The 13,212-nt window shown below is 31.5% G+C and carries 14 protein-coding genes; 7 read left to right on the forward strand and 7 right to left on the reverse strand.

Translation table 11 applies throughout. The features are described from left to right. Positions 1-126 precede the first annotated feature (126 nt). Together RIN63_RS03200 and RIN63_RS03205 are read left to right on the forward strand one after the other, a co-directional pair. Positions 127-822, forward strand: coding sequence for a cytochrome c biogenesis protein CcdA (locus tag RIN63_RS03200; RefSeq protein WP_310443215.1), 696 nt, complete (start codon positions 127-129; stop codon positions 820-822). A 17-nt stretch (positions 823-839) separates the two neighbouring features. Further along, a complete protein-coding gene (locus RIN63_RS03205; protein WP_310443216.1) occupies positions 840-1,436 on the forward strand; it encodes a TlpA disulfide reductase family protein in 597 nt (198 codons plus the stop codon). A 76-nt stretch (positions 1,437-1,512) separates the two neighbouring features. Here the strand turns inward: RIN63_RS03205 and RIN63_RS03210 are convergent, their stop codons facing one another. The 6 genes from RIN63_RS03210 to rocF all read right to left on the reverse strand — a co-directional run bounded on the left by RIN63_RS03210 (position 1,513) and on the right by rocF (position 7,559). Next, positions 1,513-2,616, reverse strand: coding sequence for an ABC transporter permease (locus tag RIN63_RS03210; RefSeq protein WP_310443218.1), 1,104 nt, complete (start codon positions 2,614-2,616; stop codon positions 1,513-1,515). After that, positions 2,613-3,791, reverse strand: coding sequence for an ABC transporter permease (locus RIN63_RS03215; protein WP_310443219.1), 1,179 nt, complete (start codon positions 3,789-3,791; stop codon positions 2,613-2,615). Before RIN63_RS03215 ends, RIN63_RS03210 begins: the two co-directional genes overlap by 4 nt. Positions 3,792-3,799: 8 nt before the next feature. Continuing rightward, positions 3,800-4,738: an ABC transporter ATP-binding protein gene (locus RIN63_RS03220; RefSeq protein ID WP_310443220.1), complete on the reverse strand. Its 939-nt coding sequence runs from the start codon at positions 4,736-4,738 to the stop codon at positions 3,800-3,802. A gap of 115 nt (positions 4,739-4,853) precedes the next feature. Then, positions 4,854-5,501: a response regulator transcription factor gene (locus tag RIN63_RS03225; protein WP_310443221.1), complete on the reverse strand. Its 648-nt coding sequence runs from the start codon at positions 5,499-5,501 to the stop codon at positions 4,854-4,856. Beyond that, complete coding sequence (locus RIN63_RS03230) at positions 5,494-6,633, reverse strand: sensor histidine kinase (protein ID WP_310443222.1); 1,140 nt, start codon at positions 6,631-6,633, stop codon at positions 5,494-5,496. Before RIN63_RS03230 ends, RIN63_RS03225 begins: the two co-directional genes overlap by 8 nt. Positions 6,634-6,656: 23 nt before the next feature. Next, positions 6,657-7,559 carry an arginase gene (gene rocF, locus RIN63_RS03235; RefSeq protein WP_310443223.1) on the reverse strand — a complete coding sequence of 301 codons (903 nt, stop codon included), beginning with the start codon at positions 7,557-7,559 and terminating at the stop codon, positions 6,657-6,659. Between the two features lie 157 nt (positions 7,560-7,716). Here rocF and RIN63_RS03240 point away from each other — a divergent pair, with 157 nt between their 5' ends. After that, positions 7,717-8,325 carry a ribonuclease H family protein gene (locus RIN63_RS03240; RefSeq protein WP_310443224.1) on the forward strand — a complete coding sequence of 203 codons (609 nt, stop codon included), beginning with the start codon at positions 7,717-7,719 and terminating at the stop codon, positions 8,323-8,325. Between the two features lie 42 nt (positions 8,326-8,367). On the opposite strand, the gene RIN63_RS03245 is transcribed toward RIN63_RS03240, so the two are convergent. Next, entirely contained in the window at positions 8,368-8,793 is a 426-nt protein-coding gene (locus RIN63_RS03245; RefSeq protein ID WP_310443225.1) for a deaminase, read from the reverse strand. Between the two features lie 153 nt (positions 8,794-8,946). Here RIN63_RS03245 and RIN63_RS03250 point away from each other — a divergent pair, with 153 nt between their 5' ends. From RIN63_RS03250 to RIN63_RS03265, 4 genes are all read left to right on the forward strand, one after another. Next, the gene (locus RIN63_RS03250) at positions 8,947-10,227 is read left to right on the forward strand and encodes an L-serine ammonia-lyase, iron-sulfur-dependent, subunit alpha (protein ID WP_310443226.1); all 1,281 of its coding nucleotides are present in this window, start codon (positions 8,947-8,949) and stop codon (positions 10,225-10,227) included. A gap of 51 nt (positions 10,228-10,278) precedes the next feature. Beyond that, entirely contained in the window at positions 10,279-10,659 is a 381-nt protein-coding gene (gene mscL, locus RIN63_RS03255) for a large conductance mechanosensitive channel protein MscL (RefSeq protein WP_310443227.1), read from the forward strand. Between the two features lie 112 nt (positions 10,660-10,771). Beyond that, a complete protein-coding gene (locus tag RIN63_RS03260; protein ID WP_310443228.1) occupies positions 10,772-11,854 on the forward strand; it encodes a CapA family protein in 1,083 nt (360 codons plus the stop codon). Positions 11,855-11,869: 15 nt separating this feature from the next. Then, the gene (locus tag RIN63_RS03265; RefSeq protein ID WP_310443229.1) at positions 11,870-13,075 is read left to right on the forward strand and encodes a patatin-like phospholipase family protein; all 1,206 of its coding nucleotides are present in this window, start codon (positions 11,870-11,872) and stop codon (positions 13,073-13,075) included. Positions 13,076-13,212: the final 137 nt, after the last annotated feature.

The following is a 13,212-nucleotide window of genomic DNA, read 5'->3' on the forward strand; positions in this document are numbered from 1 at the left end:
ATTTCAAATGAAATATAAGGGATAATAGGGGAGGGGGGTATATAGGAGATTTTTTATGAGAATTTGGGGTAAATAATTGTAAGGGGAATATATTAATATTAGTATAAATTATTAGGAGTTGGTAATATGAACTGGATAAATGTTTCAGTGTCAGCAGCATTTGGAGCAGGATTTCTATCCTTCTTTTCGCCTTGTATACTTCCATTAATTCCAGCCTACATTATGTATATAACTGGTACTAATATGGAAGACGAACTTGAGAAAAAAAGATTATTTGCATTAACTAGGACCATGGGGTTTGTAATTGGATTTACAATTGTTTTTATGATAATGGGTACATCAGCCAGTTTCATAGGAAAACTTTTCATTAGAAATAAAGATTTATTTTCCAAAATTAGTGGAATTATAATAATTATCTTTGGACTAAATATGATGGGTATCATAAAATTAAGATTTTTAAATATAAGTAGAAGAATAAAAGCACCAAAGAAAATCACTTCTTGGTTTAGTTCAATTTTAATGGGAATGGCTTTTGCGGCTGGATGGACTCCCTGCTTTGGACCTATACTCGGAGCTATATTAATGCATGCAGGAGGGTCTGGTACAGTTTCTAAGGGAGTGTATCTATTGTTAATTTACTCATTAGGAATGGCAATACCTTTTATATTAACTGCATTATTTATCAATGCATTTACAAGATTTATGGATAAGGCAGAGAAGTTCATAAAGTATATTCCAATAATTGGTGGATTACTTATGGTCATATTTGGTATTCTAATATATTTTGACAAGATGATGAGAATTAGTAATTTTTTACTATAGCAAAGGAGATGTAAATAATGAAGAAGATTATATTGATAATATTAGTAATTTCAATGTTTATTACAGGATGTACAAGTGGCGTCAAGGACAATAAGGATGAGGCAAGTGTGCCTAAAGACAATCTAAGTGAAGAAAAGATTGATGATACAACAAATTCTGTGGCTGAAGAAGTAGAATCTGAAGAAGAAATTGAAATAGCTTCTGGAAAGCAATCTCCTGATTTTACTCTTAAAAACCTAGAGGGAGAAGATGTATCACTCTCAGATTTTAGGGGAAAAATAGTTCTAATTAATTTCTGGGCAACCTGGTGTAGTTGGTGTGATGTAGAAATGCCAGATCTTCAAAAATTAGATGATGAAAATGATGATTTAGTTGTATTAGCAGTTAATGTAATGGAAGATAAGGACACTGTTAAAAAGTATATGGAAGATGGAGGCTATAGCTTTGAAGTAGTCTTCGATGAAGAAGGTGAAATAGCCACTACTTACTTAGTAAATGGCCTACCTAACTCATATTTTGTAGACGAAGAAGGCATTCTACTAGGGGGAGTACCAGGCATGATGACTTATGAGCAAATGGTAGAAATATTAGAAAACATTCGAGAAGGAAAATAAGTGAGAACAAGAGGAATATAGATTACTAAATATTAAAAGTGATGCAATAGGAGTTGACTCTATTGCATCACTTTTTTTACTTCCTAACAAAATCCTTCAATTTATAACTTCCAGCTGTAAATAATGCTAATATCATCAATAGTACAATAAATACATTTGGGAAGATAAGAGATTTTTCTAAGCTATCAAAAATCCAATATTGTGGAGCAAACTTACCTAAGTTTTTTATAAATTGAGGAACATTTTGATATATTCCATCTTGAGCAAACATAGATAGAAATAAAGTTAACATAGCAATCAAAGCTGTAATCAAAGAAGCTGAGCCTTCATTATTGAAAATCCTTGTCATAGCTAAAGATAAAGTAATAGAGAACAAACCAGCTAATGAAATATTTATGAGGATAATTGGTAGATTAACTATATCGTATCCAAGGGCTATTGATCCTAATAACACAATTAACATATCCCCTGCTACTTGAAAGATTAATTGTGAAAGGGCTAGGCTTCCTAGAATGACAGAGCTTTTATTGGGCGTTGTTATAGCTCTTGAAATAACATTTTTTTTCTTATATTCCATCAGCTGTGTAACAATTGTGGAAGAACCAAGAATAGTAAAATATATTAACATCATAGTGGATAGATGCAGATCACCTGTTACAACCTTATTATTTCTTTCAAACAGAGTTTTAGTTTTAAGAATATATAAATCATTTTTGCTGGATATAAGCCCTTTATCAATTAGTATCTTTTCCTTGATGAATTCATTTATCTTATTATTAATTTCCATTTCCAATGGAATAGTCACATTTCCTTCTTCTCTTTTATAGGACTCAATAATTGGTTTCTCGTAATTGTTGATTTTTTCAGTAAAATCTGCTGGAATATTGTAGACTACAGCCACTTCATTGCTTTCTAGTAGATTTAGTGCTTTATCTTTTTCATTTTGGAAAATCCATTGTGATTGGGCTGGGAAGGATAATTCTTCCCATAAATCACCCTGATCCTCAATATTATAGGCTACCTTCACATTAGATGATGTACTGGAACTGTGGATATCCCCACTTTCTAGAAAATGAACAAATAAAATTACGGCAATGGGCAGTATAAGAGAAAGTGCAACATTGACGGGATTTCTTAGCATTCGTTTAATATTTACTATAATAAGTTGAATCAGATTCATTTACTTACACCCCATTTCATTTGAATAGCTAGGAGATTGATCAAATACAATACCATAGATATACATAACATTATTAATAGGTAGTTAGATATAGAAGATATATTATTGTTGATTATATAGTTTCTATAAGTGTTTACAATTACTGCATCAGGTTTATATTTAGCAAAAAAGTCAAATATAGGACTACTATTCCATTTGTGTAGGGGTCCAATCATTCCACCTAATATCATTTGGCCTACTAAGAATATCTGTAACAAAGGTAAGCCATATTTTTTCTTGAATATAGTAGATATTAAAGTACCTAATACTGTTATCATAAGGCTTTGTACCAATACGATTAAGACTAATATAGGTAAAGACCCTTTAAATGATAAACCGCTTATTCTATAAGCGCCTACATAAATTAAGTTAGCTATTATCATAGTTAAATAATTTGACATAATACCATAGTTGAAATATTGGAACTTAGTCATAGCAGTAGACATTATTCTATTATAAAGTCCTATTTCTTTTTCAATTGCATCTGAAGCAATAACTGACATTAAAAATATAATAAATGCAAAGTTTAAAAATGTAACTGAATAATATTCATAGGAGTTTAAGCTCTTTCTTACAGGATGGATATTGTTTTTAATAGAATCAGTTGTATAGGCTTTTCCTAATATTGTATTGATTTCTTCTACTAATTTATCTTTGTTTTCTTGTGATAATGAGTTATTTTCTATACTATCTCCAATAATCAATCTTTGGCTTATTTCAATATTATATTTATCAACTATATTGACTAAAATATTTCCCAAAGAAGTTGGAGAATTTTCTTCTGCTTCCACCTTCACAGCAGAGGAAGCCTTACCAATCAAGCTATCTTCATAACCCTTTAAAATTCTTAGGGTATAATCAAAATCTTCACTATGGCTAGATTTTATTGTAAGAACCTTAGACATTTCTTCATTACCTAAAAAAGATATTAGGTTTTGAGATTCCTTTGTATTATCTTCATCCACAATGACCACAGAAAAGATAGGATCATTTATTGCTGGTGTGAACATATCTTGTTGTACATAACCCATTACTAGGGCAATTATTATTGGATAGATTGCATAGGATAAAACAAATGCTGGCAGTTCTCTTATTATTGATTTCAAAGATATCTTTAACCATGCTAATAATTTCATAATATCACCTAATCCCTTAGTTTCTTGCCTGTTAAGGCTAAGAATACTTCTTCTAGATTTGGCTCATCAACATTAATGCTCTTTATAGTAGAATTATTGGTTTCAAGTACCTTTAACAATGATTCGAGTCTAAATTTATCTTCATCAACTAATAGATTGATTTCATCATGGGAAGATTCACAATCTAGTACACCGCTTATTACTATAATATTATTTAATAGATCTTTATTAATATTATCAACTCTTAGGTTAACCTTATTATTGCTACTAATCATAGATTTAACTGTTTTTTTAGGTCCAAAAGCAATTTCTCTTCCTTCATCTATGATAAAGATATTATTGCAAAGGTGCTCTACTTCCTCCATGTAATGAGAAGTGTAAAGTATTGTAGTATTTTTCTCTTTATTTACACCTTTGATGAATTCGAAAATATGGTTTCTTGATTGAGGATCAATACCTACTGTAGGCTCATCAAGGATTAGTATCTTTGGTTCATGCATTATAGCTGCAGCCAAGTTTAACCTTCTCTTCATACCTCCAGAGAACTTCTTTACCTTATCTTTCCTCTTTTCAGTAAGACCTGTAATATCCAGTGCATAGTTAATCCTTTCCTTCAAAAGCTTTCCCTTTAGTCCATATAGACTAGCGAAAAACTCCAGGTTATCATATGCTGATACGGTTTCCATCAAAGCTAGTTCCTGTGGGACAAGACCTAGGAATTCCTTTGCCTTGATAGAATTCTTCTTTACATCAAATCCACCTATTGCTATATTTCCATTATTGGCATCCAGTAGCCCAGTCATTATATTGATTAAAGTAGATTTACCAGCACCATTTGGGCCTATTAGTCCAAAGATATCCCCTTTTGCTACAGTAAAGGAAATATTGTCCAATACAATCTTATCATCAAAATTTTTGCTGATATTATTTACTTCTATAATATTCATAAATATCGCCCCCTTAATTTAGTGAATATCTCTTCACTGTCTTCATTCTCATTATATTGCATAAAATAGAAAGTATATATTGCCCGAGGTAATGGAAAAGTAGTGACTAAAGTCACTACTTGGCAAAATTGTTTTTAAATGCAAAGACTACTATCTGAGTTCGATCTCTTAGTCCAAGCTTCGATAGAATTGTGCTTACATTATTTTTAATTGTACCTTCAGAGAGAAAAAGTTTTTCTCCTATTTCCTTATTAGAGAAACCATCAGATATATATTTAATGATATCACATTCTTTATGGCTTAAATCATATTCTTTACATATTTCTTCTGGATCAACTTTTATTGGGCTATAGTTTAGAATATCATTAGCTACATCTGGATGAATGACTATATTGCCCATGAGTGCTGCCTTGATGCCTTCATAAATCAGATCATAAGAACTATCTTTGAGAAGATATCCTGATGCTCCGTTTTTAAGAGCTTCCTGTATGTATTCAATATCTTTAAATGTGGTAAGTATTAGAACCTTAATATCTGGGAACTCATCCTTAACAAGTTGCGTACCTTTTACACCATCACATAAGGGCATTCTAATATCCATTAACACTAAATCAATACTATTTTTTTTACAAATCTCCAAAGCTTCATATCCATTTTCACCCATAGCAACAACATCCATATCATTATAGGTAGATAGAATAATTTTAAGTCCTTCCCTTATTAACTTCTCATCATCAATTATTGCAATTCTAATTTTATCCATAATACACCACCCTAAGTAAAAAACCTTTATCTTCTTGGCTTTCATAGCTAACCTTTCCACCAAGTTCCCGAACTCTTTCAGATAAACTAGTTAAACCTATTCCAGGATTTATCTTATTAGTACCGATTCCATTATCTTGTATAGTAACAATTAATTCCTTGTCACCAAAATGCATAAATATGTTAACCTTAGTAGCTTTACCATGCTTTGCAGAGTTGGACAGGGACTCCTGTACAATTCTATATAAGACTAAAGATATTTCTTCATTAAGGGGCCATTTGTTCTTAGAAAAGCTTAGTTTTACATCTATACCAGTTAATTTATTAAAATCCCTTATTAATCCTTCAATAGCTAGTAAGGATTCATACTCCTTAAATTCCCTAGGTTTAAGCTCTCTTAAAGCTTTTCTAATTTCCTCAAGACCATTTCTAGCAAAGACTTGCAAATTAGATGCCATTAGAGAAGCTGCCTCCCCATCATCTTTTCCAATCTTTTCAATAGCACCAAGTTGAATTATTATTGTAGATAGGCTATGACCAACACTATCATGTATATCCCTTGATATCCTATTTCGCTCCTTAAGTATTGATAGTTCCTTAACTGAATTTGCGTAAGTCTCTAACTCGCGATTACTTCTGATTAGTTCATCTTCAGATTTTCTAAGTCTATGATATAAACTTTCTGCCTTTAACTTCTTATGCCGTTCTTCATTTATAATTGAAGAGATTAATCCTATAGCTATAATTGTAGTCATATAAGATAAGAGATAATTAATTTCCAATTCCCTACAAGTAAATAAGAGAGTTACAATCCCTAGTAAGCTAGATATATATTTGCTAAAATTATCTAGTAGGAAAAAGCTATCTATTATCCCTAAAATAAAGTATGACAAAATCATACTACTAAAGTCTTTACACAAGGCATATGCCAATATCCAATCAAACATTATTGATATAAAAACAGGGGCATTTCTGCCCCTAAAGAAATAATAGCGTAATTGAGTATTTATAATAAAAAACAAAATTAAGGCAACAGCAAAAGAACTAAGATTATGCATCTCAGTGAAAGTAACTCCCAACACTATAATAAATACAATTAAATATCTTGTAATCAAGAAAGTCTTATTTTCCATAGTCATACACCCATAATCTTTATCTAATCAATTGTTTTAAATATATGTTCCAACATTTCCATACAATGTTTAACAGTTCTCTTATCTTCATTATCAATTAGTGGATTTAATTCTACAAAATCCATTGAAGTCACAAATTTTCCACCTAATAGAGAAGTGAAGACTGATTTGCCTTCTTCCATGGAAAATCCTTCTGTGACAGGAGTTCCTGTGCCTGGTACCAAGCTAGAATCAAGGACATCTATATCAAAGCTTAGATGAACCCCATCTACATCAGAAGCCTTAATTTTTTCAATTATTTCTTCTAATACATTATCCAGACCTCTTTCCCTTACTACTTCTATAGTATACATATTAAGATTAAGTTCATCAGCTAGAGCAAACTCTCCAGGATCAATGTCTCTACCACCTAGGATATATACATTTTCAGGTTTTACTTTTTGACCATCAAAATAGATATTTGTTAGAGTAGGATGACCCACATTCATTGATGCTGCCAGTGGCATACCATGTATATTACCTGAAGGTGAAGTTTCAAAGGTATTTATATCCCCATGGGCATCCACCCAAATTACGGCTAATTCCTTGAAAAACTTACTTGCACCGGCAATGCTACCCATTCCTAAGGCATGATCCCCACCAATTACAAAAGGGAAACCCTGTCCCTTGAGTGAGCAGTATACATTGTTAGCTAGGTTTGTGTTAATTTCAGTGACTGTATTCAAATATTTCATCTTTGGATGATCAGCATATTTTAATTCAACCCCTATAGATGGTACATGTATATCACCCATATCATGTACATTATGTCCATTCTTTTTAATGATATCAATAATTCCCTTTTCCCTAAGTGTTCCAGGACCTAAATTTGCACCATCTCTATCACAGCCATAGCTCAATGGTACTCCAATTACATTAATATCCATTAGCAAAACCCCCCAATATATATTTGCAATATTATTATACCATCTATTGTATAATTTTGTTAATAAATTAAGCTTCAATTATTAATTATTGTTAATTTTAAATCCAATTAGTCCAGATATGTTATAATTATTATACTAAAGAAGCAGAGGTGAAAAAATGGCAAAATATTTTTATGCAGTTAGGAAGGGAAACAGTATTGGTGTATATGAGACTTGGAAGGAATGTGAGGACCAAGTAAGAGGATATTCAGGAGCAGAATATAAAAAATTTCCTACATATGAAGAAGCATCATTATTCATAAAAGGTGGAAATGAAGAAATCAAGCTAATTGATGAAAACAACTTAAAGGAAAATGAAGTCATAGCATATGTTGATGGCAGCTTTGATTTATCCAATTGGACCTATAGCTATGGAGTTGTTTTTATAACTATTGATGGTAAAGAGACCTATAGTGGCCGTGAAAATCATAAAGACTTGGCAGAGATGAGAAATGTATCGGGAGAAATAAAAGGGGCTATGGTGGCAATGGATTTAGCCCTAGAGAAAGGTAAAGATACTCTATACCTTCATTTCGACTACACAGGTATAGAACAATGGGCAACAGGAAACTGGAAGACAAATAAAGAAGGAACAAAAAATTACAAAGCTTTCTATGACTCAATAAAGAATAAATTGAAGGTAATATTTGTAAAAGTAAAGGCCCATTCAGGTATAGAATATAATGAAGAAGCAGATAAATTAGCTAAAGAAGCAATTCTACCTTAAATAAGTTTGGATTTTGGTGCCAGGCACCAAAATCCAAACTTATTATATTTTTTCGTATCCAATATTCTTGTTCTTAAGTAATTCTAATGCATAATCATCTATTCTATAATCATTTTTGTAATAAATATGTTTGATACCTGCTTGGATCAAGGCTTTGGTACAATTAAGGCATGGAAAATGTGTTACATATGCTGTGCAGTTTTTTACAGATATACCTTCTTTTGCACAGTATAATAATGCATTTATCTCTGCATGTATAGTGGCTATACAATGACCTTCTCTCATAGTATGACCTGCATCATCGCAATGAGGGTTGCCAGAAACTGAGCCATTATAGCCACTAGATACTATTCTATTATCATCATTAACTAGGATACATCCAACCCAAGCCCTATCACAGGTGGAACGAGTTGCCACTAGCTCAGTAATCTCCATGAAATATTCTTTCCAATTCTTCCTATTTGACATAATCTCAACTCCTAAAATCTTTTATCATTATATTATCATAATACAATAAACCTTCCAATAATTTTATCCCTAAATACTAAGAAATGTATTATAATGATATTAAGATAGTTAATTAACAAATGAATAGGAAAAATTGAGAGAGGTGTTATTGATATGTCTTATGACAATAAAGTTGAGTATCTGCTAAATATGGTAAAAGACGAGACTGTGCCTGCTATTGGATGTACTGAACCTGTAGCAGTGGCTTTTGCAGCAGCTTATGCAAAAAAATATTTAAATGATGAAATAGATAGAATGGATATATTAGTAAGTAAAAATATATATAAAAATGGAAAGTCAGTTATTATTCCCAATACAATTGAATGGGGTTTAGATTTAGCAGCAGCTCTAGGAGTAATAGGTGGTAATCCAGATGATGAACTTATGATACTTAGAAATGTTGATTTAGAATTAATAGATAAGGCTCATAATATGATAGATGAAGGAAGAATTACAGTAAACTATCTAGAGAATTCTCCAGATGTATATGTTGAAATCATCCTAAGTAACAATAAGGAAAAGGTTGAATTAATCCTTAATGGTAAACATAATCATATAGAAAAGGTAGTATATAATGGTGAAATAGTATATGAAAATCCATTAAATGAAGAAATAGCATCATCCAATTCAATACTTAAGGAACTATCCTTTAAAGAAATCAGAAGAATTGCTGAGGAAATAAATATTGAGGATATAAGATTTATTGAAGATGGAATAATAATGAATAAGAATGCTGCAGAAGATGGGTTGGCAGGGGGCAAAGGTCTTAAAATAGGATCAGCTTTATATAAATTGCAGAAAGAGGGCAAGATAAATGCAGATTCTTCTATGAGAGCTAGAATACTGACAGCTGCTTCAGCAGATGCTAGAATGGGTGGATCTGATTGTCCTATAATGACTTCTGCTGGCTCAGGGAATCAAGGACTAGGAGTGGTTCTACCTATAATGGTAGTTGCAGAGGATAATGAAATTCATCGTGATAAACTCATTAGAGGAGTGTTTTTTGCCCATATAATTAATAAGTATGTAAAGATGTATACTGGAAAACTATCTGCAATGTGTGGTTGTGCCATAGCAGCAGGTATTGGTTCCAGTTCAGCAATTACTTGGATATTAGGTGGAAATGATGAGCAAATTGCAGGGGCTGCAACTAATATGTTATCGAACCTTACAGGAATGATTTGTGATGGTGCTAAGGAAAACTGCGCATTAAAACTATCTTCATCTGCTGGTGAGGCAGTGCTGTCAGCATTTTTAGCTTTGGAAAATGTAATTGTAAAGCCAAATATTGGAATTGTAGGCAATAATATAGAAGAAACTATCAAAAATGTGGGTACACTATGTAAAGAAGGGCTTATACAGGCCAATGATGTAATTGTTGGTATAATTCAGTAGTTTATAGGTTGACAATATGGGTATATTTCTACAAAGAAAGGAGGAAGACTAATGTTAAAAGAATTCAAAGAATTTGCAGTAAAAGGTAATGTAATTGATCTAGCGGTGGGTGTAATTATAGGTGGTGCATTTGGTAAAATAGTCTCATCTTTAGTAAATGATATAGTAATGCCAATCATGGGTCTATTAATAGGTAAGGTTGATTTTGCTAGCCTGCATTTCGGTGTAGTAAACTATGGAATTTTTATCAATACTATTATTGAGTTTTTAATAATTGCTTTTTCAATTTTTATAGTTATAAGACAATTGAATAGATTTAAGAGAAAAGAAGAAGCAGTAGAAGTAGCTCCTACTACAAAAGCTTGTCCATATTGTTATACAGATATACACATAGATGCTTCAAGATGTCCACACTGTACTTCAGAAATATAAGCAAAACTAATATCTTAGGGTGAATAGTTGAGAAGAACAATTTAATTCTTTAAAACTATTCACTATTTAATATTCACCAATAACTATTCACTACAATAATCGGGGGGATTCAATGAACAGGGGAGTTTACTTATTTTTTTTATTAACCATGTTTTCAAATTTACTTCCTATAGAAAGCAAAGGGATTCATAGATTTGAAAAAGAAAAAACAGTATTATCTCGTCAAGAGGTAAATACCAAAGATAAATACATAATTTCCATAGTAGGAGACATACTGATGGATGGCAGTGTTAGAGGACAAATAGATAGAAATGGGATAGGGTATCCTTGGGAAATGGTTGAAGGATATTTTCAGGATGATGATATAACCATAGGAAATTTAGAAACCAGTATCACAAATGGGGGTACAAAATGGGAAGAGAAGCAATATAATTTTAGGTCGGATCCCAAGAATCTTGCAGCGATGAAAGATGCAAGTATAGATGTGGTGACTCTAGCTAATAATCATACCTTAGATTATGGGATTGATGGCTTTTTAGATACATTAAATCATATAGACAAGGGTGAAATAAAAAGAGCCGGTGGAGGTAGTAATAGAAAAGAAGCAATGGAAGGGGTTATTATAGAAAAAGAAAATATTAAATTTGGAATTTTATCTTTTTCTAGAGTAGTGCCTGATGTAAAATGGTATGCTACTTCTAAGGGACCTGGAATTGTAGGAGCCTATGATTCCCATATAGAAGGAGTAGTGAACCAAATAATAGATATGAAAAAAGAAGTAGATATTGTACTAGTGTCCATACATTGGGGTGTAGAACTTAGTACTAGTCCGAGGAAAGAGGAAATGGATCTAGCTAAGAAATTAGTGGATGCAGGAGCTGATATAATTATGGGGCATCACCCTCATGTACTCCAAGGCATTGAAATATATAATGGAAAGCCAATATTTTATAGTTTAGGAAATTTTGTATTTGGATCAAAAAATGAGCTTACAGCAAGTACAATGATAGCTCAAATTAATATAATAGATAAAGCCATAGATAATGTGAAAATCATTCCATGTACCATAGTTATGGGTAGGCCAACTCCTGTGGAAGAAGATAAAAAGGCAGAGAAGATCAAATATATAAATACTATTTCAAATAATTTTAATACTAAAATTAGTAATGAAGGAATAATAAAAATCAATCAGTAATAAAGAGGTGTTAAAATGTATGGTCTAGTTTTAGAGGGTGGAGGAGCTAAAGGATCATATCAAATTGGTGTTTATAAGGCATTGCTAGAATCTGGAATTCAAATAAAGGGAGTTGTAGGGACATCCATTGGAGCACTAAATGGAGCCATGATAGTGCAAGGTGATTATGAAAAATGCTATGATCTTTGGAATGAAATCGCTTATTCTATGGTTGCTGATGTAGATGATGCTGAAATAGATAAGATAATGAAACTTAAACTAGTTAAAGAAGATTTGACTTTTTTAAAAGAGAAATTGAAATCCTTTATAAGTGGAAAGGGACTAGACATTACTCCATTAAAAAAATTACTAGATGAATATATAGATGAAAAGAGAATTAGAAATTCAGGAATGGATTTTGGAATGGTTACAATAAATATGAGTGACCGAAAGCCTCTACATCTTTTTTTAGAAGATATCCCACAAGGCAAACTACAAGATTATTTACTGAGATCTGCTTATTTGCCTGTTTTTAAAAAAGAAAAATTAGAAGGAAAAACATATCTTGATGGAGGGTTTTATGATAACCTTCCATATAAAATGCTTATTGATAAAGGGTATGAGGATTTGATTTTGGTCAGAACCCATGGCTTTGGATTTACTAGAAGAATTGATTTGAAAGGTAGAAACTCAATAATTATTTCTCCATCAGACTCAATAGGAAAATCCTACGAGTATGATTCTAGTAGATCTAAATCCAATATCCAGATTGGTTATTATGATGGACTAAGAGCAGTACATGGCTTAAAAGGGGAAAGATACTATATCGAACCTCACAAAGATCAAGATTATTTTTTAAATCTCTTGCTTAGTTTACCAGAGGAGAATGTTAACAAAATCCAAGAAATACTAAAACTCCCGGAAATGCAATATAGAAGATCCTTATTTGAAAGCATTATACCTAAGATATGCTCAATATTATCAATGGAGAATAAATGCGGCTATGAAGAACTTCTCATATATCTTTTGGAAAGGAAGGCAGAGAAACTTAATATTCCTAGATTTGAAATATATACTTTTGAAAAATTGTTATCAAAAGTAAGAAATAGAAGAATAGAAATTGAACAAGAAGAATTAGGAAGGATAGATAAATTGATAGAAAAACTGGATATCTTACCTATATTTAATAAAGATGACATAATTTTAGAGATCTCAGATATAGTGTTTAGTAAGATAGACTAATTCTATCCTACTATTTTTAAACAGAATAAAATATCTCGAAAATTTAAATGATAATTATTATCATTTAAATGATTATTTTAAATATAATTGGATATATATATTATGTAAGACAATAATAATTATAAACAATAAGATTA

Source organism: Tissierella sp. (assembly GCF_031460495.1).
GTDB lineage: Bacteria > Bacillota > Clostridia > Tissierellales > Tissierellaceae > JAVKTS01.